The sequence below is a fragment of the Mesorhizobium neociceri genome (genome assembly GCF_013520985.1).
GTDB lineage: Bacteria > Pseudomonadota > Alphaproteobacteria > Rhizobiales > Rhizobiaceae > Mesorhizobium > Mesorhizobium neociceri.
On sequence record NZ_JACDTY010000006.1, the window covers coordinates 40,149 to 63,098 of the forward strand.

General features: G+C 60.0%; 21 protein-coding genes. 8 read left to right on the forward strand and 13 right to left on the reverse strand.

Annotated features, from left to right (window positions below):
* Positions 1-90: 90 nt before the first annotated feature.
* Together H0241_RS14060 and H0241_RS14065 are read right to left on the reverse strand one after the other, a co-directional pair.
* A complete protein-coding gene (locus H0241_RS14060; protein WP_181058268.1) occupies positions 91-1,458 on the reverse strand; it encodes a sulfatase in 1,368 nt (455 codons plus the stop codon).
* Positions 1,458-2,237: a sulfotransferase family protein gene (locus H0241_RS14065; protein WP_181058269.1), complete on the reverse strand. Its 780-nt coding sequence runs from the start codon at positions 2,235-2,237 to the stop codon at positions 1,458-1,460. The genes H0241_RS14060 and H0241_RS14065 overlap by 1 nt, the downstream gene beginning before the upstream one ends.
* Positions 2,238-2,425: 188 nt before the next feature.
* On the opposite strand from H0241_RS14065, the gene H0241_RS14070 reads away from it, so the two are divergent.
* The 5 genes from H0241_RS14070 (at position 2,426) to H0241_RS14090 (ending at position 9,474) form a co-directional block, all read left to right on the forward strand.
* Positions 2,426-3,298 (forward strand): ABC transporter permease, encoded by an 873-nt coding sequence (locus tag H0241_RS14070; RefSeq protein WP_235984280.1) that lies wholly within the window; start codon positions 2,426-2,428, stop codon positions 3,296-3,298.
* A gap of 7 nt (positions 3,299-3,305) precedes the next feature.
* Positions 3,306-4,061, forward strand: coding sequence for an ABC transporter ATP-binding protein (locus H0241_RS14075; RefSeq protein ID WP_181058270.1), 756 nt, complete (start codon positions 3,306-3,308; stop codon positions 4,059-4,061).
* 177 nt (positions 4,062-4,238) lie between these two features.
* Positions 4,239-5,780 (forward strand): sulfotransferase family protein, encoded by a 1,542-nt coding sequence (locus tag H0241_RS14080; RefSeq protein WP_181058271.1) that lies wholly within the window; start codon positions 4,239-4,241, stop codon positions 5,778-5,780.
* A complete protein-coding gene (locus H0241_RS14085; RefSeq protein WP_181058272.1) occupies positions 5,777-6,661 on the forward strand; it encodes a class I SAM-dependent methyltransferase in 885 nt (294 codons plus the stop codon). The genes H0241_RS14080 and H0241_RS14085 overlap by 4 nt, the downstream gene beginning before the upstream one ends.
* Positions 6,661-9,474 carry a glycoside hydrolase family 99-like domain-containing protein gene (locus H0241_RS14090; protein WP_181058273.1) on the forward strand — a complete coding sequence of 938 codons (2,814 nt, stop codon included), beginning with the start codon at positions 6,661-6,663 and terminating at the stop codon, positions 9,472-9,474. The genes H0241_RS14085 and H0241_RS14090 overlap by 1 nt, the downstream gene beginning before the upstream one ends.
* A 292-nt stretch (positions 9,475-9,766) precedes the next feature.
* Here the strand turns inward: H0241_RS14090 and H0241_RS14095 are convergent, their stop codons facing one another.
* The 7 genes from H0241_RS14095 to H0241_RS14125 all read right to left on the reverse strand — a co-directional run bounded on the left by H0241_RS14095 (position 9,767) and on the right by H0241_RS14125 (position 15,875).
* Entirely contained in the window at positions 9,767-10,576 is an 810-nt protein-coding gene (locus H0241_RS14095; RefSeq protein ID WP_181058274.1) for a sulfotransferase family 2 domain-containing protein, read from the reverse strand.
* Between the two features lie 156 nt (positions 10,577-10,732).
* Entirely contained in the window at positions 10,733-11,464 is a 732-nt protein-coding gene (locus tag H0241_RS14100; protein WP_181058275.1) for a class I SAM-dependent methyltransferase, read from the reverse strand.
* A gap of 88 nt (positions 11,465-11,552) precedes the next feature.
* Positions 11,553-12,437, reverse strand: a complete 885-nt coding sequence (rfbD, locus tag H0241_RS14105; RefSeq protein WP_181058276.1) for a dTDP-4-dehydrorhamnose reductase — start codon at positions 12,435-12,437, stop codon at positions 11,553-11,555.
* Positions 12,434-13,528, reverse strand: a complete 1,095-nt coding sequence (gene rfbB, locus H0241_RS14110) for a dTDP-glucose 4,6-dehydratase (RefSeq protein ID WP_181058277.1) — start codon at positions 13,526-13,528, stop codon at positions 12,434-12,436. The genes rfbD and rfbB overlap by 4 nt, the downstream gene beginning before the upstream one ends.
* 25 nt (positions 13,529-13,553) lie before the next feature.
* Positions 13,554-14,105, reverse strand: coding sequence for a dTDP-4-dehydrorhamnose 3,5-epimerase (rfbC, locus tag H0241_RS14115; RefSeq protein WP_181058278.1), 552 nt, complete (start codon positions 14,103-14,105; stop codon positions 13,554-13,556).
* 1 nt (position 14,106) lies between these two features.
* Positions 14,107-14,988 carry a glucose-1-phosphate thymidylyltransferase RfbA gene (gene rfbA, locus H0241_RS14120; RefSeq protein WP_181058279.1) on the reverse strand — a complete coding sequence of 294 codons (882 nt, stop codon included), beginning with the start codon at positions 14,986-14,988 and terminating at the stop codon, positions 14,107-14,109.
* Between the two features lie 293 nt (positions 14,989-15,281).
* Positions 15,282-15,875: a biotin transporter BioY gene (locus H0241_RS14125; protein ID WP_181058280.1), complete on the reverse strand. Its 594-nt coding sequence runs from the start codon at positions 15,873-15,875 to the stop codon at positions 15,282-15,284.
* A 116-nt stretch (positions 15,876-15,991) separates the two neighbouring features.
* Between H0241_RS14125 and H0241_RS14130 the strand changes: the two genes are divergently transcribed.
* Entirely contained in the window at positions 15,992-16,900 is a 909-nt protein-coding gene (locus tag H0241_RS14130) for an MBL fold metallo-hydrolase (protein ID WP_181058281.1), read from the forward strand.
* Positions 16,901-16,903: 3 nt separating this feature from the next.
* Here the strand turns inward: H0241_RS14130 and H0241_RS14135 are convergent, their stop codons facing one another.
* Both H0241_RS14135 and H0241_RS14140 read right to left on the reverse strand, forming a co-directional pair.
* Positions 16,904-17,686: a DUF1499 domain-containing protein gene (locus tag H0241_RS14135; protein ID WP_181058282.1), complete on the reverse strand. Its 783-nt coding sequence runs from the start codon at positions 17,684-17,686 to the stop codon at positions 16,904-16,906.
* Between the two features lie 210 nt (positions 17,687-17,896).
* On the reverse strand, positions 17,897-19,525 hold the full coding sequence (locus H0241_RS14140) for a fatty-acid--CoA ligase (RefSeq protein WP_181058283.1): 1,629 nt from the start codon (positions 19,523-19,525) through the stop codon (positions 17,897-17,899).
* Positions 19,526-19,733: 208 nt separating this feature from the next.
* Here H0241_RS14140 and H0241_RS14145 point away from each other — a divergent pair, with 208 nt between their 5' ends.
* On the forward strand, positions 19,734-20,165 hold the full coding sequence (locus tag H0241_RS14145) for a hypothetical protein (protein WP_235984281.1): 432 nt from the start codon (positions 19,734-19,736) through the stop codon (positions 20,163-20,165).
* A gap of 144 nt (positions 20,166-20,309) precedes the next feature.
* The gene (locus H0241_RS14150) at positions 20,310-20,699 is read left to right on the forward strand and encodes a DUF427 domain-containing protein (RefSeq protein ID WP_181058284.1); all 390 of its coding nucleotides are present in this window, start codon (positions 20,310-20,312) and stop codon (positions 20,697-20,699) included.
* Positions 20,700-20,984: 285 nt separating this feature from the next.
* Here the strand turns inward: H0241_RS14150 and H0241_RS14155 are convergent, their stop codons facing one another.
* Positions 20,985-21,755: a polysaccharide deacetylase family protein gene (locus tag H0241_RS14155; RefSeq protein WP_181058285.1), complete on the reverse strand. Its 771-nt coding sequence runs from the start codon at positions 21,753-21,755 to the stop codon at positions 20,985-20,987.
* 90 nt (positions 21,756-21,845) lie between these two features.
* Positions 21,846-22,949 (reverse strand): glycosyltransferase family 9 protein, encoded by a 1,104-nt coding sequence (locus H0241_RS14160; RefSeq protein WP_181058286.1) that lies wholly within the window; start codon positions 22,947-22,949, stop codon positions 21,846-21,848.
* Between the last annotated feature and the right edge of the window lies 1 nt (position 22,950).

The following is a 22,950-nucleotide window of genomic DNA, read 5'->3' on the forward strand; positions in this document are numbered from 1 at the left end:
TGCCAATCCCCAGCCCCGCCGCTTTGTATCGCATAGCGTGGAGTCACGGTCATCGCCAGATATTTTTTTGGAAATGCCCTCAGCTGGCCGTCAATCTCGCCGGTCAGATGGGAGGCGTGCGCCAAGATCCAGACGCGTTTTCTCAAAGCGAGCGTCACCGATCAGATTGTTCCACTCATAGGGGTCGGCGCTCAAATCATAGAGTTCTTCGGACAAATCGGAGTAGCGGGTGTAGCGCCAGCGGCTTGACCGCACGGAATGATTGCCGCGCAACCATGTCATGATGGCGCAATGGTCTTCCATCTCACCGCCCCGCGCCAAAGGCATGAGTGAACGGCCGTCAATGTCCGCCGGTGGCTCGAGCCCGCAAAGATCCAGAAGCGTGGGGAACAGGTCGACCAGACTGACCGGCTGTTCGACGCGAGCCGACGTCGCCATGCCTCGTGGCGGCAACAGAATGAAAGGGACGCGCGTTGCCTCCTCCCACAGCACGAATTTTCGCCAGTGCAGCTTTTCGCCAAGGTGGAATCCGTTGTCTCCCCAAAGGACCACGATCGTATTGTCGGCGGCGGGCGAAGCATCCAAGGCGGCAAGCACGCGTCCGATCTGGCTGTCGCAGTAGGAGATGGCGCCGAGATAGCCCTGTACGGCGTTGCGCCATTGCCCATGCTTCAACACGGTTTCGTGATCCGGCGGCGAGAGAGCCCAAGCCTTTGCGATGGCGGGAACGTCGTCGAGGTCATCATTTTTGACAAAGGGCAGGCTGACCTTGTCGAGAGGATAAAGATCGAGGAATCGCTCCGGAACGTACCAGGGCAAATGCGGCTTGTAGAAACCCGTCGCGCAAAAGAACGGCTGCTGGTGCGGTTTTTCGAGGAAGGCGCAAACCGCGTCGGCGGTCTTGAAATCGGGCATCTCCGGCTCGCGGGCTGGCTCGATGGCGCCCCAGTCGAAGTGATGATTCATCGACGCTACATTCTGGAAATCATCAAAATCAAACATGCGGTTGAGCGGCCGATGCAGCGGCATCGGCTCGGCGGCGGTCGTATGGAATTCGTCCCACATGGCTGGGCGGTTCTCGATGTCGCTCCATCTTGCCGACAGCGTCCTGTTGCGCCCCGCATCGGCGTAGTCGAAGCTGCCATGGAACACTTTCCCCGCACCCATGCAGAAATACCCGGCCTCGCGCAGGTGCTCGAGCAGCGTGACCTTGCGCAGCGGCGCCTCCCAGAATGGCTCGTTCTGGTAGACACCCGTTGTCGTCGGCAGACATCCGGTGAACACGGACATCCGGCTGGCATTGCAATAAGGCGCCGTGCAGTAGGCCCGCAGGAACGTCGTTCCACGCGATGCGAGCTGGTCGATTGCAGGCGTCTTGACGTCCGGATGGCGGCCCAATGGCGCAATCCAGGAATTGAGGTCGTCAGCCACGATGAAGAGGATGTTGGGTCGCTCCATTAGCCTTCTACCGCCCTGCTCTGATCCATGGTCGGCCAGTCGGAAACCGAAAGCCCCGAAAGTCTGGAGAATTCGGCGGTGTCATCGTAAAAAATCTCGCGCAAATAGGTTACATCCTCCGGCCGAAGTTCGTTCTCGCATCGTCTCCCCAGATGATCGGTTCGCGCAGCAAGCGGAGGAAACGGTTGGATGGAGAGGAAACGGGAAACGGCATCCAGCGTAGCTTGATGATCCCTCAGCAGATCAAGTGAACGCAGGAGCAGAACGTTCTCCCTTGGGAACAAGGCAAACAGCCGGCGTAGCTGGCGTGCGTAAAAGCCCCGTTCGACATAGCTATACACACGCCACGCCGGATCGGTCTGATCCAGCCCCTTGAGCCGCCAGCGGCCTTGTCGGATCGCCAGGTGAAAAGGCAGATGCTCCGATCGGTTGCCCGTCTCCATGCGCCATTGCGACCAGGCTCGCTCGATCGGATCGCGAAAAATGAAGACCAGTTTCATTCCGGGATTGTATCGCTTTATCCTTTCCAACGATGGCGGCCAGAAGAGATATATCGGGGTCACGTCAAATCCGATGCCTCTCCCGGCATCTTCGGAAAAAAAGCTTCCCAACTTGCGATAATCCGGCGCTGACCAGTCCTGCGTCTCGTCGTCAAAGAAATGCATCTCCTTGACGGACGGCGTCGCCAGCTGCGGGTGTTGCCTGAGATAGCCGAACAGGCTGGTGGTGCCGGATTTCTGCACGCCACCAACAATGAAGCCCAACACAGGCTGGTCCAATGCATCTCTCATGCCAAGGCTACTTCTTTGTCACGACTGTATCTCCCACACCGACCCCTGTCCTGGATCTCCCCGTCGACGGGCTGGCAGGACATGTCAATCCTCCAGAATCCTAACCGCTGCCAAAAAGGAAACGCATCTTGTCGCAGCTCCAACGCGACAAGATGCGTTGCTAAATATGCGTCGGCATGGCTATGAAGGGCGACTTTGGCTGTCCCATCGCCATAGGGTATGATGCAATACAACAAAAGACTGCGACACTGGAAACGATGATTGCGGCACTAAACGGCGCTGTCGACGATATCTCAAAGGCCATGAGGCTGCATCGGGTGTGGGTTGCGCTTGCCCGGGAAGACATCGGCGATCAGCACAGACGCACGACGCTCGGCCCCCTTTGGCTGCTGGTCAACTATGTTGCGTTGATGGGCACATTCGTTTTCGTGTTCCAGCCCGCCGGCAATGACGCTGCGGGCTATTCTGCCTATGTCGCCATCGGGCTTCTGGTGTGGTTCTATTTGACGGAAATCATTTCCCTGAGCGTGTCGCTCTTTCAGCGCGAAGAAAGTTTCATAGAAGGCACGACGCTGCCGTTGTTTGTGTATGTGATGCGCATGGCGCTGCAGTCTATTATCCGCGCGGGCTATGCAATCGCGGGTTGTATTGTCATTTTGCTCCTGAGCGGCTCGGCGCTCAATGCTGCATGGCTGTGGTCGCTCGCGGGGCTCTTCATGATCCTGCTGGCCACCCCGGCCGTTATCACAGTCTTCGCCTTTCTCGGCGCTTTCTTTCCAGACAGCGAGTTCATTGTCGGCAACATGATGCGGGTCGGTATGTTTTTCACGCCAGTGTTCTGGGTATACAACGGGCAAGACGGCGTTCAAAAATACGCCTACCACTGGAACCCGTTCACCTATTTCCTGGAGATCGTGCGAGTGCCGATCATCAGCGGCGAATTGCCCATGCACGCTTTCGCTGTAACCGGCATCATATCACTCGCTGTATGGGCGATTGCATTGCTGCTGCTGGGCCGATATCGCAAGCAAGTCGTCTTCTTAATTTGAGTTTTCGATGGTTTCCATCAAGCTGCATAATATTAGTCTGGTCTACAGACTGCACGAGAAGGTGACGCTTTCCGCGCCAGATCGGCGCGTGGCCGGGCCAGGCGGCAGAATTGAAGGCTCAGGCAGAAAGCAATTCGTGCAGGCTCTCGACGGCATCAGTTTCGAACTCAAGGCGGGCGACCGATTGGGCCTGGTCGGCCCAAACGGCGCCGGCAAGACCACCCTTCTCAAGGTGCTCTACGGGATCTACGAGCCATCCGGGGGGAGCATTGCCATCGAAGGCAAGGTCGATGCCCTGTTCAACATCAACATCGGCTTTCGTCGCGAGGCCACGGGACGCAGGAACATCGTGTTGCGTGGATTGATCAGCGGATGGACGGAATCCGAGATCGAGGAAAAAATGGAGGAGATCATTGCCTTCAGCGAGTTGGGCGACTTCATCGACCTGCCGTTCAAGTCCTACAGCCAGGGCATGGCCGCGCGGCTGGCATTTTCGATGGCAACGTCGCTGGACCCTGAGATCCTGCTGATGGATGAATGGATCGGCGCCGGTGACGCCTCATTTCAGGACAAGGCCAAAAGGCGCATGGATGAGCTCGCGGAAAAGGCAGGCATCATCGTTCTGGCGAGCCACAATGAGAGCCTTATCGAAAGCGTATGCACAAAAAAACTGACGCTCAAAAGCGGTCAAGTGGAATCCCTCACGACGAAGCCAATCAAACGCTCTCGAACTGAAAAAACTGTTTTGTCGCGACCAAGATAAATTTTACCGACAGGCCTCCATAAGCTGGACCGGAGGTGGCGCGCGGGTGCGCCACATTATAGTCACAACATGTCGCGACATGATGGCGCGCTGACCATTTCCAGATTGAGGCGGCCTTCAGACACATGTTGACACGGCTACAGCTTCCAAAACCAGCGTAGGGTACAGGCAAGGCTCATGATCGCAGAAGCCAACCCTGTGGCTTGCCCACCCATGGACGGAATTATGGTGATTGCCGCGACGACAAAGAAGGGTCCAAAGGCAAAGCGAGAAGGCCAGGGCGAGCGCACCTGCTTGATGGTTCTTGGCATGCATCGGTCCGGTACCAGCGCGTTGGCCGGCGTGCTTCAACTGCTGGGTGTTGCCCTACCAAAGAATTTGATTCCCGCCGACGAAAGCAACCGGACAGGTTATTGGGAACCATTGCATCTGGCCCTGCTGAACGAACAGCTCTTGCTCGAACTCGGTAGCCGCTGGGACGACTGGAGGCCGGTCCGGGTCGAGGAACTGTCGGCAAGCCGGCTCAGATTCTACCGCGACGAGATCGCTCGCCTACTCGATGGCGAATATGGCGGCATGCCAATGGTTGTACTCAAGGAGCCGCGGATTTCGCGCATTGTACCAGTCTATCAAGAACTGCTTACATCGCTCAGGTACAAGACCGATTATGTAATGATCACACGCAATCCGCTGTCGGTCGCCAAATCGCTGGCGAAGCGCGATGGAATGGATCCGGGGTTCGCCTCCCTCGTTTGGCTGAACTACGTTCTGGCCTCCGAGAGAAGTACTAGGAATTCACCTCGTGTCTTCTTGTCGTACGAATCGATGGTTCGAGATTTCGGACCTGCCCTGGAGAAGATCTCACAACGATTTTCCATCGAATGGCCGCGCAAGATTAGCTCTGTCGAGAAAGAAATTGCAGCTTATCTGTCGACTGAGCACCAGCACCATCTGGCTGGCGTCGACTTGCTCATGGCTAATGATGGCGTGCCGGATCTGGCCAAGCGAGCCTATGTCGCCATGCTCGACCTCGAGGAAGACGCGTCTTCGCCAGCAGCGACCGCCGAACTTGATGCTATCTATGACGAATTTGAGGACCGTTGGCTGCCGGCTGGCCAAGTCATGTTTGCCGAGTTGCGGGCGCGTGAGGCCAAGGCGCGCCTCGCGCCGGCAACCGATTACGCCGCTACAGAGTTAAGACTGGTCGGCAATGTCCGGGCGCTGATGTCTCAAGTAGATCAACTCGGCACGGAGCGCGACGCATTGAAATCAAAGATCGTGACGATGGTTGAGCACCAGAGCCGAATGGAAGTGCAGGCAGTTGAGGTTGGGACAAAAGCGGATCGACTGCGATTGGAGATCGCCGACAAGTCAAGAGAGTTGGCCACGAGGATCAGTGAGATCGCGAGCTTGAATGCCGAACTCTCAACGCGCTCGGTGCAGCTCACAGATTCGAGGCAAGAAATCGCAAAGCATGTCAGCCAGATATCAGCTCTCCAAGCGCATTTAGGATCGCTCACCGAGAAGTACGACAATCAAGGCCTTGACGTTTCGAATCTGAGGGGCCAATTGGCGGCCGTGACGGAGAGTCTTCAGACGGCGGTGCATGAGCTAACGCTTATGCAAGAGAGCAAGTCTTGGAAAATTGCGAGAGCATTGTCAAAGCTTGCTTCGCCAATCCGAAACATTCGCGGCGATACACGGGGCACGGATAAGTGAGCGCAAAACAGAAGACATCAGCCGATATCTACGTTTTCGATGTTGACCCGAACTCGGACACAGCCGCGGCAAATGTGTTGCGGTTAGTCGGCAGGGATAAGGATGTCCTCGAAATCGGCGCCGGACCGGGTTCGATCGCAAAGCCCCTGATCGCGCTGAATGGCTGTAGGGTTACCGCACTCGAGTATGATCCGAACTGTATTCCGATCCTGAAGGGCTTTTGCGTCGACGCGGTCCAGGGCGATCTCAACACGCCGGGATGGGGCGAGGTCTTCGGTGAGCGGCGCTTCGACATCGTCGTCATCGCGGATGTGCTTGAGCATCTGGTCAATCCCTGGGAGACCTTGAGGGAGGTCACCCGCTATCTGCGGCCTGGGGGGAGCGTGGTCTCGTCGATCCCCAACGCCAATCATGCCGCGATGATAGCGATGATCCTTGACGACAATGTCGACTACCGGGACTGGGGCCTTCTCGATCGCACGCATATCCGCTTCTTTGGCGCCAGGAACCTTCAGCAACTCTTCCGCCAAGCCGGTCTGAAGATCGTCGACGCGCTCTTTGTCGTGCGGACGCCCGAGATGACAGAGTTCGCCGAGAATTGGAGGAAAACGCCCGAAAAAGTCCGGGCCGCCCTGGAACTCGGCGGCTATTCGCAGGTCTATCAGACGGTCGTGAAGGCAGAACTGGCGAACTCGCCGCAGAATGAGTTTGTCCTGCTCGATCGCGCGCCCGCGAAAATCGGCAAGCCTGCTTCGAATTTGCCGTTTGTCCCGCCGGCACACTATTCGCCACACCAGCGGCCGACGTTCAGAATGATGGTTGGGCGCATGCTCGGCCCAACCGGCCGCCGGGTCGTAAAGTCGATCCTGAGCATGCGATAATGGCGCTGCGTTACGTTGCCTACTATCTGCCGCAGTTCCATCCGTTCCCCGAGAACGATGAATGGTGGGGTAAAGGGTTCACCGAATGGACCAACGTCGCGAAGGCGGAGCCGCTCTACGATGGCCATAATCAGCCGCGCTATCCGACCGATTTCGGCTATTACGACCTGCGCGTGCTGGACACCATGCGCGATCAGGCAGAGGTCGCCAGGGCGCACGGGATCGACGCTTTCTGCTTTCACTACTATTGGTTCGACGGCCACCGGCTGATGGAGAAGCCGGTCGATGCTTTCCTGGCCGACAAGAGCATCGACATAGGCTTCTGCCTGTGCTGGGCGAACGAAAACTGGACCCGCCGATGGGACGCCGCCGAGCATGAGGTTCTGATCGCTCAGACCTATGGCCCGGATTGGGAGTTGCGCTTCATCGAAAGCCTCTTTCCCTATTTCAAGGATCCTCGCTATCTGCGGGTCGACGGCAAGCCGCTGCTGGTCGTCTACCGGCCACAGCATCTTCCTGACGCCAAGGCCGCAGGCAGGCGCTGGCGCGAGCATTGTCGCAAGATGGGTATCGGCGAAATTCACATCGTGAACGCGCTCGTTCACGGCAATAACGACTACGAGCAATATGAATTCGACGCAGGCGTGGAGTTCCCGCCGCACAACATGAAATTTCATGGCGTGAATGACATTGTGCCGACATACGAGAAATACAGCGGCTACGCTGTGGAATATGCCAATGTGGCGCGGGATTTCCTGTCTCGCGATCACAGTCAGAAGCGAATCTATCGTACCGTCTTCCCCGATTGGGACAATACGGCCCGCGTAAAGAATCGCGCGCTGATCGTTCTTGGCTCCACAGTTGCAAATTTCGAGCGCTGGCTACGGGGGGCGAGTTCACTGACGCGCGCCAATCGCGCGGAAGGCGATCAACTGGTCTTCATCAATGCTTGGAACGAGTGGGCCGAGGGGTGCTATCTTGAGCCTGACCGGGTGCACGGCCGGGGTTTCCTGGAGGCGACGCTTCGCGTGAAGGACGGCACGTCGGTGGTCGACGATATTTACGACGTTGCGCCGGAACGCGTGCGGTTCGAACTCAGGCAGCAATTGGCGGCGATCCCGGAGGAAGCCAGGGACGCCGAAATCGCAAAGCTCCGTGGCGCGAAAATCCGGGAGGTCGCCGACCTCGATGGCAAGGTGACTTTGCTCAAGCAGGAAGCCAGCCGCTTGCAGTCCGGGAGTGAACCTGCTCCTGCGGCGCATCGCGAAATCGCGGAAACTGCGGCGAGAGGCGCTCATGAGGCGCCGGGCGCCCGCGCGGCCGAGGAACCCCGGTCGAAGCTGACGACGACCAGCGCGGCAGTTCTGACGATGCCTGAACCCGGTTCGATCAAGGTGCCTCTGAAGTTCCGGGTGGCGCACCGGCTTTACGACAGGCCAATGATGTTCAAGGCAGCCCGCTTTGCCTATCGTGCCGCGAAACGTTTGGTTAATCCGTCCGCCGCAGGTGAGCCGGCGCAAAAAAAAAACGATGTAGTCGCTGATCTCCTGGACCAGGCTGCGGTTGCCTCTAGTCGTTACCGATTGACAGAACAGGATGTCCGAGAGGTTTCGCTCGAATCCATTGGCAGGGTGGCGTCGAGCAAACAAGAAATGCTCACCTCGAACGAGGATTGCGTTTGGACCGCGTTTTCTCCCTGCAACGTCGAGGCGGAACTAACTCCGCGGCTGCATGTCGCGAAAGGCGTGGTCAATGGCGACGAATTCGCTCGCATGCTGAAGGGGGTTCCCTATGAAGCAGCGCCATTGCGGTTCGGTCGGTTTCACAATTGTGTGGCGCATCCGATCGCCGTGGCTCTCGTCACGCAGAACAACCAGGTCATCGCCGAAACGATGCGCATCTACCGCTATTTCAGGCCGAGGGACATAGACCTTCAATATTTGGTCGAAGACGATGCGGGCGCGCATCTGAAGGCCAAAACAGCGACCGAGATCGATGCGGACGTGATCATTCCCATGCATCGCTCCCAAGCGTTTGGCCATGTAGTCTTTGATGTAATCCCACAATTGTTGGCGTTTCGCGATGAGATCATTGCTGAGCGGTTGCGGGTTGTCCTGTCGACCAAAGCACCAAAATGGTTGATCAAGATGCTGTCGGTCTGGGGCTTCCTTCCACACCACTTTCTTATCCTCGACGCGGCCAACACCGCAGCCTACAGGTTCCGTTCGGCCATCGTCTCTAACGCTCTGACCACGTTCACCACGTTCTTCCCGCATCCGGAAACAGCCGATCTGATGTCGCGAACGCTCGTGTCTCCCCCGACGGTTCAAGACTATCCCGCCAGGCGGATATATCTCGGACGTTCAAGCGCAACCGCAAATTCCGGCAGGACGATAACCAATGAAGCCGAGCTTCGGGCTGCGCTGGTCAAGCGTGGTTTCAAGGTCATCGATCCGGCCGCGCTGGCCTATTCGGACCAGATCGACCTTTTCACCGATGCCGAAATTATCGTCGGAGCGCATGGGTCCGCCTTTGCCAACTTGATGTGGTCGAAGGTGGGAACGGTGGTTTTCGACTTGATGCCCGACGCCTGGATCAATTTCTGGGGTGCCGGCGGCGGAGTAGTCGAATTATGGATCAGCCGTATCTGCGCCCTGAAGAAGTTCCACTACAACGTCATATTATGTGACTCTAATGGCTCCTCCGAAGCGTGGCAGGCAAAGACCTATGCCATGCAGTCCAAAGTCGACGTACAAATGGTTATGGACCACATCGATCAGGCGATAAATGAGCCCAGCAAGGCCTCTCGATGATTAGTCAGCGCGATTTTGACTACGCCTTGGCCTTGTCGCTGTTCACGCACCTGCCAATCAACCTCATCCGGACTTGCCTTGAGAAACTTCGACCGGTGATGAAGACCGACGGTAGGCTCTTCGCGACTTTTTTTGTGTGTGATGATGGCCTGCCATTGTGGCGCCCTATCTCACATCCGAGAGGCGGCATAACCACTTACGGTGACGCGGACCCGTATCACTATAAGGTCGCCGACATTGAGTTTATGGCGGGATCGACAGGCTGGCACATCGAAAGAGAGGTTCGTTTCGATCATCCTCGAAGCCAACGTTGCTTCACGCTGGCCAGGGCGTGAAGCACGCCGTATCTGTATTCTGCAACTGCCGCAGTTCCATCTCTGTGGGTTTGATACGCCGACGCCCGCCGTCGGACCGCCCAGTCGTAGAGTTGCTGATCGATCTCGGTCAACGTCGCCAACAGTTCCAGGGTCGATGACGGCAGTTCTTCTCGCATCGTTCGGATCGGCGCCGCGTTGATCCGGAAAACGTCCGGCGATGTATCGCCAAGCGCGGCGAAAATTGCGGCGTTGTCGGCCTCGAAATTCTCCACCAGCCCAATGTAATCGAAGCGAGCAAGGTTGGCTTTGGCCCGATCGAGAATCTCGTCCGGCGGCAACCCGCTTGGTGCGATATCAGCCTTGCCGACCAACGAGGCGCCCCAGCCCGATGCCAGTTGGCATGCTTGATGATTCCACATGTGCGAAGCGAACTTGGAGCTTGCGGTTTCTCCTGCTCGAAAGAACGTTTCAGCATCGTTGTCATGTGCCAACGTATTAACTTCATCCTCATCTCTCGTCCTGCCACGGCAGTAGCTGTAAAATGAAAGCAGCCGTTCGACGGGATCCCGGAGGAAGGTGAAGCTGTAGCGTCCCGGCATGAAGCGTTCAGCGTAATCGAAACCGAAATGGCCGGATACCATCATCAAGGGTTCGAGTTGTTCCGGTGTGCGGCTGACATAGTCGCCGTGCATGCAGCAATTTGCTCGACCGTACAGCTCGAATGCCTTTGCAAGCACGGACGATCCGGCGGTCTTCTGAATATGAAGGAATAGAGCAGGTAGCATGCAGGCATCCCGTCCGGATAACGGAAAAGTGAAAACCTACTTGCTGTGACAGCGTCGCAGAGTCAATCGGCTGTCGCGATCTTTCCACCTATCGGAGCGGGCGCGCGGCGGCAAACGAGATCAACCCGGCACCTGGTCGACCATAGTCCTTCCACATCAGGCGAACGGTCGGTGCCTTGCCGCGATATTGAGCGCCGTTTCACGAACGATTTTGACCGACTTCCAATAGTCGTCATACTCATCCCGACTGTCAGCCCTGAATGTCTTCAAGATCTCATCGTAGGCGTCCCGCAGAACCGTGCTCTCGGGGTTGAGATTTGTAACGACGACTAACCCGGTCGGCGCGCAGTCCGTAACAGTCACAGATAGATCGGGACGATACTTCAGCAGGGTGGGGACCATCTTCCATACGTCACCTGCCCACCACCCCGGAAAGTTGTTGTCAGTAGGTTCGATCGCCGTTTTCATATCCCTGATGGTCATCTTGTAGCCGGGAGGGAGACAATCATGCATGAGAATGATTGAGTCTTTCGCACACTCTCGTTCGGTGTTGATGAAATCGCGCAAGAGGAACTCGAACAGATGCATGCCATCTAGAAAAGCCAAATCTACAGGCTTCCCCAGAACCTTACTCGGACGCGTTTCCTTGAAAAAGCCGTCGCTGGTCTGCTGATAGAGAAAACAGCGGGGCTTGCGACCAATAATGTTCTTTGCACAGACAAAGTAGGGATCGACCGCTACCGTTTCACACTTGGCCAGCTCAAGAGTGTTTCCAAACTGGACGCCAACTTCGAAATAGGATCGTGGCGTTAGGACTGTATGAATATTGGCGATCGTTTCCAGGTAATTTTTGCCGACGACGCGTGGTCCGTGGTTGGCGTCTTTCATTCGCAAGCACTCCAAGGCGGATCATTGTAACTTGTGCAGGTCGCCGCTCGTATCGTCGCGGTCTGACACTGCAATGAGATGGTTCGTGCTAACGGGCCGTCAACCGCTCAACTACCTCGTGACTCGCCTCCCGCCACTCCGGCGCCTGCCATCCGAACGCGCCTTCAAACTTCGCGCTCGACAGCCGCGAATTCGCTGGACGCTTTGCCTTGGTCGGATAGTCGCTGGTCGCAATGTCGCGCACCCGCGCTGTAGGCCCGCCGTACCGCGCGCTCGTGTCGAGTATGTGACGGGCAAAGCCGCTCCAGCTGGTCTCGCCGGTGCCGGCCAGATGATAGATGCCGTAGCCGTCAAACGCCTCGTCGTCTCGCAACATCGCCGCCGCATGCAGGATTGCATCGGCGATATCAAGTGCGGAGGTTGGATTTCCCCATTGGTCGGCGACGACAGCGATCTCGTCGCGGTCGCCGGCCAGCCTCAGCATGGTCTTGACGAAATTCCTGCCGAACGGGCTGTAGACCCAGGCGGTGCGCAGGATCAGGTGGCGCGGATTGGCGGCCGCAACCGCCAGTTCGCCGGCAAGCTTGGAGGCGCCGTAGACGCCGAGCGGCGCGGTCGCGTCGGTCTCGACATAGGCGCCGTCCTTCGAACCGTCGAAGACATAGTCGGTCGAAAGATGGATGACGGGCACGCCGAGCTGTGCCGCCGCTTCGGCGACCTTGCCGGCGCCGACGGCGTTCACCGCAAAGGCAAGGTCGGGCTCGTCCTCGGCCTGGTCGACCGCAGTGTAGGCGGCAGCCGACACCACGATATCCGGCCGTGCGGCCGCGAGCGCTTGGAACACCGTGTCGGGCTGCGTGAGGTCGAGCGCCGGCCGGCCGACGGCGACGACCTCGATGCCATCGCGCGCCTTCCCGGCCTCCAGCAGGCTGGTGGCGACCTGACCGTCGCGTCCGGTGACAACCAGCCTCACGCGGCGCCCTTCCTGCCTTCAACCTGGCCCCGGGACTGGACTTGGCCTAGCCGCTCGCCGGCGTAGCGCTGCTCGCGGATCGGCCCCCACCACCATTTGTTATCGAGGAACCAGTCGACCGTCCTTGCCAGGCCGCTGTCGAAACTCTCCGCCGGCGCCCAGCCGAGATCCCGGCTGATCTTGGAGGCATCGATAGCATAGCGGCGGTCGTGGCCGGGGCGATCGGTGACGAAGCTGATCAGATCGCGGTAGCGCCTGCCGCGGCTGCGCGGACGCCTGATGTCGAGCAGGCCGCAGATCGTCTCGACGACGCCAAGATTGGTGCGTTCGGAATTGCCGCCGACATTGTAGCTCTCGCCCGGCTGGCCCTTGGTGGCGACCAGCTCCAGGGCGCGGGCATGATCCTCGACGAACAGCCAGTCACGCACATTGGCGCCGGCGCCGTAGACCGGCAGCGGCTTTTCGTCGAGCGCGTTGAGGATCACCAGAGGGATCAGCTTTTCGGGAAAGTGATAGGGCCCGTAATTGTTCGAGCAGTTGGAGAGCACGACCGGCAGGCCGTAGGTCTCGTGCCAGGCCCGCACCAGATGGTCGGACGCCGCCTTCGAGGCGGAATAGGGCGAGGACGGCGCGTAAGGCGTTTCCTCGACGAACATGCCGCCGTCGAAGGGCAGATCGCCGAACACCTCGTCGGTCGAGACATGGTGGAAGCGGAAGCGGGCTTTCCTGTCCTCGCCAAGGCCGCGCCAATATTCGAGCGCCGAATTCAGCACCCGGTAGGTGCCGACGATGTTGGTCTCGATAAAGGCGCCGGGTCCGTCGATCGAGCGGTCGACATGGCTTTCGGCGGCGAGATTCATGACGATGTCGATCTCGTCGCGTTGAAGGATGTCGAGAACCGCGCGCTCGTCACAGATGTCGGCCTGCGCAAACTTATAATTGTGCGCATTCTCGATCGTGCGCAGCGAGGCGAGATTGCCGGCATAGGTGAGCTTGTCGAGATTGGTCACATGGTAGGCCGGATTGGCGCACAAATGCCGGCACACCGCCGAGCCAATGAAGCCGGCACCGCCTGTCACCAGAAAATTCATGGCGCTCTCCTTACATCGTCGCGCGTCATGCGAACACCTCGGCAGTGGCAAGCGTCGGCGCCTTGAGGTCCTTGGCCGAGAGCTCGAAGGCGCCGGCTGGCGACGGCCAATCGATGCCGATGTCGGGATCGTCGAAACGGATCGAGCGGTCATGCGCCGGCGAATAGGTGTCGGTGACCTTATACAGAACCTCGGTGTCCGGCACGAGCGTGACGAAGCCGTGCGCGAAACCCTTCGGCACCAGGATCTGATTGCCTTTCTCGGCCGATATTTCGAGCGCCACCCACTTGCCGAAGGTTTTCGAGCTGCGGCGAATGTCAACCGCGACGTCGAGGATCCTGCCTCTGATCACACGCAGCAGCTTGTCCTGCGCGCGCGGCGCAAGCTGATAGTGGAGACCGCGCAAGACGCCCGCTGCCGCCGAATAGGAGTGATTGTCCTGGACGAAACGCAGATCGATGCCGGCCTCGGCAAAGCGCTCGGCATTCCAGGTCTCGATGAAATAGCCGCGCGCATCGCCGTGCCGCTTCGGCACGATCTCCAGCACGCCGTCGAGACCGAGCTGCCTGACGTCCACTCTAATTCTCCGTCAGTTCGGCGACACGCCGGCGCAGATAGGCGGCGTATTCATTCTTGCCCAGGCGCGTGGCGCGCTCAAGCACCTTGTCGGCGGTCAGCCAGCCCTGCTCGAAAGCGATTTCTTCAGGACAGGCAACCTTGATGCCCTGGCGGTGCTCGATGGTGCGCACGAAGGAAGAGGCTTCATGCAGACTGTCATGCGTACCGGTGTCGAGCCAGGCATAGCCACGGCCGAGCTGATGCACATGCAGCTGCCCACGCTCGAGATAGACGTTGTTGACCGACGTGATCTCGAGTTCTCCGCGCGCCGAGGGCTTGATCGTCGAAGCGATGTCGACGACCTCGTTATCGTAGAAATAGAGGCCGGTGACCGCCCAGTTGGACTTCGGCTTTTCCGGCTTTTCCTCGATCGTCAAAGCGGTGCCGCTGAGCTTGTCGAACGACACCACGCCATAGCGCTGCGGATCCTCGACATGGTAGGCGAACACCGAAGCGCCGCTTTCACGCTGCGCAGCCGCACGGCAGAGCTGCGACAGGCCCTCGCCGAAATAGATGTTGTCGCCGAGGATCATCGACACATTGTCCTTGCCGATGAAGTCGCGGCCGATGACGAAAGCTTCGGCAAGCCCGTTGGGCTGCGGCTGTTCGGCATAGGACAATTCGAGCCCGAATTCCGAACCGTCACCCAGCAACTCGCGAAAAACCGGCAAGTCGCGTGGTGTTGAAATGATCAGAATCTGTCGGATCCCCGCGAGCATCAAGACGCTCAACGGATAATAGATCATCGGCTTGTCGTATATCGGCAGAATTTGCTTAGAGATCGCTAATGTTAGGGGATAAAGACGCGTCCCGCTGCCTCCCGCAAGGATGATACCTTTCAACAAGCTCTCCTTGAATTGCCAGGCCCCCGCCCGAAATCAAGTTGACCGTGCTTAGGTTTCGCGCTCAGGCTTGTCAATTCAATCTCGGTCGTGGATCAGCACCGAATTGACCCGCATCTGCCACCTCGCGGCAATTTGCCCGACTGGCCACAAGCTGTTGACCGACCGGCCGCAGGCTGGCGATGCAATGAGCGTGGCAATCTGGCAAACCGGCTTCGCGCCGTCCTGGTGACGCGTGTCAACAAAAAGCCGGCGGGCTCGCACCCGCCGGCTCATTTGCGTTCAAGCGATTTTCAGGGTTGCTTGGGCAGCAGCGACCATACTGCCGGCACCAGGCTGGCGGCGAGCGCCACCTTGATCAGGTCGCCGAGGATGAACGGCAGGACACCGAACTGCCAGGACTTTTCCACGCCGATGAGGGTGGCCAGCCAGGCAAAGCCCATGGCCATCATGACGATTTCAGCGACCAGCATGGCGTTGAACAGCTTGATCGGGTGGCGATCCCAGCCGCGATCGGCGGCCCAGCCAACAATGGCCGCCATGACGACGAAGCCGGCGAGATAGCCACCGGTGCCGCCGATCATGTAGGCGATGCCGATGCCCTTTTCAGGCGTGCTCTGGAAGACCGGGAGGCCCATGGCGCCTTCGGCCATGTAGAGGAGCAAGGTAGCGACGCCAAGCCGCAGGCCAAATGCGGTGGCGATCAGCAGGACGGCCAGCGTCTGCATCGAGATGTCGACCGGCCCAAGCACGACTTTCGTCTTGGCCGACAGGGTCAAAAGCAGCGTTCCGGCGATCGCCAGCAAAAGCTGGGTTGCCAGACGCAGCGCGCCCTCCTGCGGCAAAGCGAGAGAAACAAGCGGACGCATCGTCGTTGCAAGTGCCATGGTCTTCCCCAATCCGGATTGCCGCAGATCGCGGCCTCGCTTTTTCCTATATTGGCTTCCGTGCTATGCGGCAATCGCTTTTGCCGTTCCCTTGACCGGAGCTCAACGACACCGCCATGGCGCTCAAATTCGACACCAGCTTCGATCCGGCCTATGGCCAAGGCGTCACCGTTGCGCCGGACGTCTTGCGCATCACCGCCAAAAATCCCAGCCCGTTCACCTTTCACGGCACCAACAGCTACGTCATCGGCCGCGACACACTGGCGGTGATCGACCCGGGCCCCGACGACGAGGCGCATTTGCAGACGTTGCTGAATGTGATCGCAAACCGGCCGGTGAGCCACATTTTCGTCAGCCACACGCATCGCGACCATTCTCCGCTGGCCGCCCGGCTGAAAGCGCACACCGGTGCCGCCGTGCTGGCCGAAGGCCCGCACCGCCCGGCGCGGCCGTTGCGGATCGGCGAGATCAATCCGCTCGACGCCAGCGCCGACACGGCTTTCCTCCCGGATGTCGCATTGCCCGACGATGCGCTGGTCGAGGGCGACGGCTGGGCGATCCGGACCGTGCTGACGCCGGGCCACACCGCCAACCATGCAGCATTTGCTCTTGAAAACACCGGCATCGTGTTTCCAGCCGACCATGTGATGGCGTGGGCGACCTCGATCGTGGCGCCGCCGGACGGCGCGATGGCCGACTATATGGCCTCGCTCGACAAGCTGATCGCGCGCGGTGACCGCCTGCTGCTGCCCGGCCATGGCGGCCCGGTCAACACGCCGCGCAGCTTCATGCGCGGCTTGAAAACCCACCGCAAGATGCGCGAACGGGCGATCCTGGAGCGGATCAGGAGCGGCGACCGGACCATCCAGGACATGGTCAAGGCGATCTACAGGGACACCGACCCGCGGCTGCATGGTGCCGCCGGCTTGTCGGTGCTTGCCCATCTCGAAGACCTGGTGGCGCGCGGCCTGGTCAGCACCGACGGCGATCCTGCCATCGACGGTGTTTTTGTGCCGGTTGCGTAGAGACTACTCAGCCGGCGCCGCGCCCACCTGGCCCGCAACCTCCTGGTCGAGCTCAGCGAGGAAGCCGACGATGCGCGCGGCATTGTCGCCGAGGTCGTAGCGGCCGTAACGCGAGGCCGAGCGCATGTCGACGACGATTGTGTCGCCATCATTGCTGATGCGGATCGCGACGTCGGCGGGCAGACCGACGATGAAGCTCCGGGCCACCGCTGATATCGTCACCTCGTCTTGACCGTCGGTCACCGGGTATGGCGCGGTAAGCGGCCAGTCGCGGCGGTCGAGCACGGTTTCGACAGCGTCGACGACGGTTTCGAACGGCAGATTGTAGCTGCGCCCGGTGACGAGCGGATAGGCGTCGGCCTGCAGGCGCGCTTCGCCCGGGGTTGGCGGCGCGAGCACGTTCATATCCTTGGTGCGGTCGCTGGCATCGAGCACCGGCGGATTGTCGAGATCCGTCGAGATGTCCTTGAGCGGCGGCGTGGTCGCCGCCCAATAGGCGGCGATGCCATAGGGCGTCAGCACCAGCAGCGCCAGCAAGGCGCCGACCGAGAGGTCGCGGCCGCCGCGGTCGCCGAAATGCCACAACCTGGACAGAGCGAGGCCGGCAAACAGCAAAGCGAAAGCCGCAAGCAGAGCGACAATCGCCAGCACCCACAGGAAGGCCGGCGTTTCGACCAGTTCGAAATGATGGCCGGCCAGCACGGTCAGCAGCAGGACGAGAGCAAAAGCGCCCGTGCGCCGCGACCAGCCGGCCGCCTTCGATGTCTGCCGCTCGTCAACGTCCATTGTCTTTAGCACCGCCCCAACCCGCACAGAGGCTTAGAACGGTTCAACGGTTGATGGAACCGTTGAACCGTTCCAGCTCTTCTTTTTGCGCGCAATTCCGGACGGAAAACCGCTGCGCACTTTTCCTGGAATTGCTCTAGAGCAAAGGATGCTCAAATTGAACATCCCCTGCTCTAACGTTTTTGAGGTCAAGGAATCGCACGATCCCGGTCAATCCGTCGGCAGGCGGTAATCGCTGAACTGCTTGCGCAAGGTGATCTTCTGGATCTTGCCGGTGGCGGTGTGCGGGATTTCGCTGACAAAAGCGACGTCGTCGGGCATCCACCACTTCGCCACCTTGCCGTCCATGAAGGCCAGGATGTCGGCCTTGCTCGGCTCCCTGCCCGGCTTGGCGACCACGACCAGCAAGGGCCGTTCACCCCATTTCGAATGATGGACGCCGATAGCGGCTGCCTCGGCGACATCGGGATGACCGACGGCGAGGTTCTCCAGGTCGATGGTCGAGATCCACTCGCCGCCCGACTTGATCACATCCTTGGCGCGATCGGTGATCTGCATATAGCCACCCGGATCGATATGGGCGACGTCGCCGGTGTCGAACCAGCCGTCCTTGTCGAACTGCTCGGAGCCGACGCCGCCATAATAGGCTCTGGCGATGGCCGGACCGCGCACCTTCAGCCGGCCGAAGGTCTTGCCGTCCCAGGGCAGTTCCTTGTCGTCGTCATCCGTCACCTTCATCTCGACGCCGAAGGGCGGGTAGCCCTGCTTGCCCTGAATATCGAGCCGGGACTCGCCCTCGAGCTCCCGATATTGCGGCTTCATCGTGCACAGCGTGCCGAGCGGTGACATCTCGGTCATGCCCCAGGCATGGATGACCTCGACACCGTAATTGTCCTGGAATTTCTTGGTGATGGCGCGCGGGCAGGACGAGCCGCCGATAACGACTTTGCTCAGATGGGGAAGTTTCTTGCCGGTCTCTTCCAGATGCTGCAGCAGCATCATCCACACGGTCGGCACGGCGGCGCTGAAGGTCACTTTCTCGGTGTCGAGCAGTTCATAGATCGAGGCGCCGTCCATCTTGCAGCCAGGCATGACCAGCTTGGCGCCGATCATCGGCGCGCTCTGGCCAAGGCCCCAGGCATTGGCATGAAACATCGGCACGACGGGAAGAATCGTGTCTCGCGCGGAGATGCCCATGGCGTCGGGCATGGCGGCGATCATGGCGTGCAGCACGTTCGAACGGTGGCTGTAGAGCACGCCCTTGGGATCGCCTGTCGTGCCGGAGGTGTAACACATGCCGGCGGCGGTGTTTTCACCGAAAACCTTCCAGGCGAAGTCGCCATCGGCCTCGTTCAGCCAGTCCTCATAGGCGACCACATTCGGCAGCGTCGTCTCAGGCAGATGCGCCCTGTCGGTCAGCACGATCACCTTTTTCAGCGATTTGACCGCGCCGGCGATCTTTTCCAGCAATGGCATGAAGGTCAGGTCGACGAAGATCGCTCTGTCCTCGGCATTGTTCATGATCCAGACGATCTGCTCGGGAAACAGCCGCGGGTTGAGCGTGTGATAGATGGCGCCGATGCCCATGATGCCGTACCAGGCCTCGATGTGGCGCGCCGTGTTCCAAGCCAGGGTCGCGATGCGGTCGCCGAGCACAAAGCCGTCGCGTTCGAGCCTTTGGGCAACCTTCAGCGCACGGCGATGGATTTCGGCATAGGTTGTGCGCACGATCGGCCCTTCGATCGAGCGCGACACGATCTCTCGTGTTCCGTGCTGCCGCTCGGCATTGTCGATCAGCTTGTGGCAGAGCAGCGGCCATTCCTGCATCAGTCCGAGCATCTGGTTCCTCCCTTGGTTCCTCGTTCTCGCGTTTTTTATTCCATTGTGAGACGAACGGACAGATTGTCCAGCCATCATGTCTCCAACCGTTAACGGCTGAAGCAAGCAGTGATCGAAACCCCTGGAAAACCGCCACAATCCGGCCATCGTCGGTGTTAACGTTCGTTAATGGGGCAAAGGGTGCGATAGGCGACTGAAAGAGGTTCGCATGGACGCGCAGCTCGACGACAAGCAGCCAGAGAACGGGCAGTTGGACGACAGCCAGGCCGAAGACGTGCAGTTGGACGATATTCAACTCGACGACAAAGAGCTTGAAGATACGCTGGCCGCAAGCCTGGCCGATCTGGTGCCGGAGGCCAAAAAGGTTTCCGAAGACGAATTTGTCGAGGTGGTCGGCGGCGCCCTTGAGGCGGTCGGCGGCACGCTGCTGTTTAAAATGTGCGTCCAGAACGAAGGTGAGGGCCAGCATGTCGCGGCCGCATCCATCGGTGACGGCGGCAATCGGCAGTTCCTGCTGCTCACTTTGCCGACCGGCGGCGGCGCGCTGAAGGTCGAGACCACGTCAAGAAGCACTAATCCGGTGGCCGGTATTGCCGCAGCCTATGCCGGCCTCATGGACGTCTTCAAAACCGCAGCCTGAAGTTCTCGCATATGTGATCGTTTCAAGACCGACCAGGCACGCCTCGCCCGTTGCGACGGCCTTGCGCAACGGGTTCTCCGAACACACTTTAAAGACATGGGAAGCAATCCCCCGCGCTCCCAATCGGACAAGGAGAACCCCCGCATGGACCAGATCGCCAACCCCGCCCCCGGCTTCCAGAGCAATCCCGGCAAGGTCATCACCGTCGAGCCCTATCGCGGTGCCGTCGTCGTGCGCGCCGGCGATACGGTTATCGCAACGTCGACGCGGGCGAAGCTTCTGTCCGAACCGCCCTACCCCCAGGCATTCTACATCCCCTTCGAAGACATCGATTTCACCCAGCTCGGCAAAACCGCTCTGTCGACCCACTGCCCCTACAAGGGCGACGCCAGCTACTGGAGCGTGCTGCCGGCCGGCGAGACCGGCAAGGACGCGATGTGGGCCTACCAGCAGCCCTTCGACGAAATGGCCGAGATTCGCGATCACGGCGCGTTTTACGCGAATAGGGTCACAATCGAAGCCACGCCGGCTTGAGTAGACGGCTCAAGCGCCCATTGCTTCGTCATCCACGGGCGAAGCAAGGAGCGTAGCGACGCGGCGCAGACCCGAGGATCCATGCCGTCACGTCAGAGCGTTGCCACGGTGCAGGTCCTGCTCCGTGACGCTCTGGGTCGATGTCACGGCATGGATCCTCGGGTCTTCGCGACGGAGCTTCGCTCCTGCTTCGCCCGTGGATGACGAAGTTTGGAGGCCTCGGCTAATCTCCAATGTCGGCGATGGCTCTCTCACGTGACGATGAAAACCGCCTGCCGCGGCAACCTATTCGGTCGTCCCATCGTTGCCGATCCCATCCGCATCATCCAGCCTCACGAAGGTGAGACCCTTGGCTTTCAGCGCGAGCAGACCTTCCACAACGCCCTCGCCGGCGGCGTGAGTCGGCTGGTTGATGTGGGCGATGATGACGTCGCCATCCTTGGCGGCGGCGATGCGCCGGGCTGTTTCCTTGGCGCCAAGCAACGAGCCGCCATCGCCGTTGATCGAAAAGCCGGCGATCTTGAAGCCGAGCTTGCGGATCATGGCTATGGCCGACGGGCTGTATTCGGCGGTCGCGCCGCGGAACCATTTCGGCGCCGGCTCGCCGGTCCGGGCGAGAGCGGCCGCGCCCGACTCGACCTCGGCCTGCACCGCTTCAGGGCTGCCGGCGCTACGGATGCCGTAGATCTTGCGCGGCGTGTCGACGGCCGGGATGTGATGGCCGCCATGGTTTTCCAGTTCGAACAGATCGGGATGCGCGCGCATGATCTCGACGGCGGCGGCGTTGCGCTTCAGCCAGATGCCGGTGACGAAGATCGTCGCCGGAATCCGGTTTTCCACCAGGGCCGAAAGTATCCTCGTATCGGTCTGCCCGCCGCAGGCGTCGAGCGTGAGCGCGACGCGGCCGGCACTGCCACGGTCCTCAGCCTTCAGATGCAGCGTCGGCTCGACAAGCGGTGCGGCATGGACCGAGGACGCGGCCAAGATAGATAGCGCCAAGGCGCAAAGCAGCTTTTGCAAGGGATGCCTGTCTTGTCTGAGAATCGGCGCTGTCATAGCCGCATCCCAGGACCCGCAACAAGGCGGAAATCGGGATATCAGCCATGAGAAAAGCTGATATCCCGACAATGTGACCGCCACGCACCATCAGACAGCGTGTTCCAGCTCCACATGCGTCCGCGACAGGACTTCGCGCACCGCTGCGACGACCGGTTCGACCTCAAGACGCCAAACACAGCAGGCCTTGCTGGGATCGAGCGGATTGCACAGGCTGCCCGCCACGCAATTGCACGGCATGGACGGCTGCAAGGCGAGGCTGGGCACGCCGACCGGCCCCCAGACGACCGGGCTGGTCAGGCCATACAGGCCGACAACCGGCGTTCCCGCGGCTGCTGCCATATGCATGGGGCCGCTCTCATTGCCGACAAACATGCGCGCCTGCTGCAGCACCGCCAGCAGCGTTTCCAGCGACAGCGCGCCGACGAGGTTGACGATCGGCGACGCAACGCTGGCGAGGATCTGCTCGGCCGGCTTGCGTTCGTCCGGTCCGCCGACCAGCACAAAATCCAGTCCGGTCTCGCGCGCAATCGTGTCGATCACGGCGGCAAAGCGTTCCGGCTGCCAGCGCCGGCCGTGGAAGCTGGCGCCGGCATGCACGGCGATGAAGCCGTTTGGCCGCAAACGGTGTTTGTCCAGCAATGCCTGGGCCCTCGCCGTCTCCAGCGGCTGGGGCCGGATCGACGGCACGCGCACGCGCAGAGGGACGCCAAGCGGCTCAAGCGGCGACAGATAGCGGTAGAGATAGTGCTGCTCGCCAAAGCCGAACGGCCTGGCAAACAGATTGGCCGGCTGACGTTCATGCCAGCGCAGCGGCCTTTCCGAGGGATTGTAGCCGACACGGGTCCTGGCGTTGAGGAACCTGACGATGATGCGCGATGTCTTTGAATCGGTGAGGTCGATGGTCAGGTCGAACCGAAACTGGCGAAGCTTGCTGATCATCGAATAGAGTTCGCGCCCACGCTCGAGCGGGGTGCCGCGCATGGCCGCGCGGCGGAAGCTCACGACCTCTGAGGCGATGCCATGGGCGGTGACGAAACTGGCGAGGCGGGCCTCGCAGAGAAAAACGATCCTGACGCCGGGATATTCGAGCTGCAGGTTCCTGGCGAGCGTGGAGGAGAGAACAATATCGCCGATGAACTTGGTCTGGAGGATCAGGATCGAGCGGAAGGGTCTGGGCGAAATCTGCAACATG

Excerpts from the sequence above, each read along its gene's own strand:
- H0241_RS14080 (WP_181058271.1), top strand. The coding sequence starts at position 4,239 with ATGATCGCAGAAGCCAACCCTGTGGCTTGCCCACCCATGGACGGAATT.
- H0241_RS14070 (WP_235984280.1), top strand. The coding sequence starts at position 2,426 with ATGGCTATGAAGGGCGACTTTGGCTGTCCCATCGCCATAGGGTATGAT.
- H0241_RS14155 (WP_181058285.1), bottom strand. The coding sequence starts at position 21,755 with ATGACAGCGCCGATTCTCAGACAAGACAGGCATCCCTTGCAAAAGCTG.
- H0241_RS14130 (WP_181058281.1), top strand. The coding sequence starts at position 15,992 with ATGGCGCTCAAATTCGACACCAGCTTCGATCCGGCCTATGGCCAAGGC.
- H0241_RS14090 (WP_181058273.1), top strand. The coding sequence starts at position 6,661 with ATGGCGCTGCGTTACGTTGCCTACTATCTGCCGCAGTTCCATCCGTTC.
- H0241_RS14140 (WP_181058283.1), bottom strand. The coding sequence starts at position 19,525 with ATGCTCGGACTGATGCAGGAATGGCCGCTGCTCTGCCACAAGCTGATC.
- H0241_RS14150 (WP_181058284.1), top strand. The coding sequence starts at position 20,310 with ATGGACCAGATCGCCAACCCCGCCCCCGGCTTCCAGAGCAATCCCGGC.
- rfbB (WP_181058277.1), bottom strand. The coding sequence starts at position 13,528 with ATGAATTTTCTGGTGACAGGCGGTGCCGGCTTCATTGGCTCGGCGGTG.
- H0241_RS14060 (WP_181058268.1), bottom strand. The coding sequence starts at position 1,458 with ATGGAGCGACCCAACATCCTCTTCATCGTGGCTGACGACCTCAATTCC.
- H0241_RS14100 (WP_181058275.1), bottom strand. The coding sequence starts at position 11,464 with ATGAAAGACGCCAACCACGGACCACGCGTCGTCGGCAAAAATTACCTG.
- H0241_RS14160 (WP_181058286.1), bottom strand. The coding sequence starts at position 22,949 with ATGTTGCAGATTTCGCCCAGACCCTTCCGCTCGATCCTGATCCTCCAG.
- H0241_RS14095 (WP_181058274.1), bottom strand. The coding sequence starts at position 10,576 with ATGCTACCTGCTCTATTCCTTCATATTCAGAAGACCGCCGGATCGTCC.
- H0241_RS14075 (WP_181058270.1), top strand. The coding sequence starts at position 3,306 with ATGGTTTCCATCAAGCTGCATAATATTAGTCTGGTCTACAGACTGCAC.
- H0241_RS14125 (WP_181058280.1), bottom strand. The coding sequence starts at position 15,875 with ATGGCACTTGCAACGACGATGCGTCCGCTTGTTTCTCTCGCTTTGCCG.
- H0241_RS14145 (WP_235984281.1), top strand. The coding sequence starts at position 19,734 with ATGGACGCGCAGCTCGACGACAAGCAGCCAGAGAACGGGCAGTTGGAC.
- H0241_RS14135 (WP_181058282.1), bottom strand. The coding sequence starts at position 17,686 with ATGGACGTTGACGAGCGGCAGACATCGAAGGCGGCCGGCTGGTCGCGG.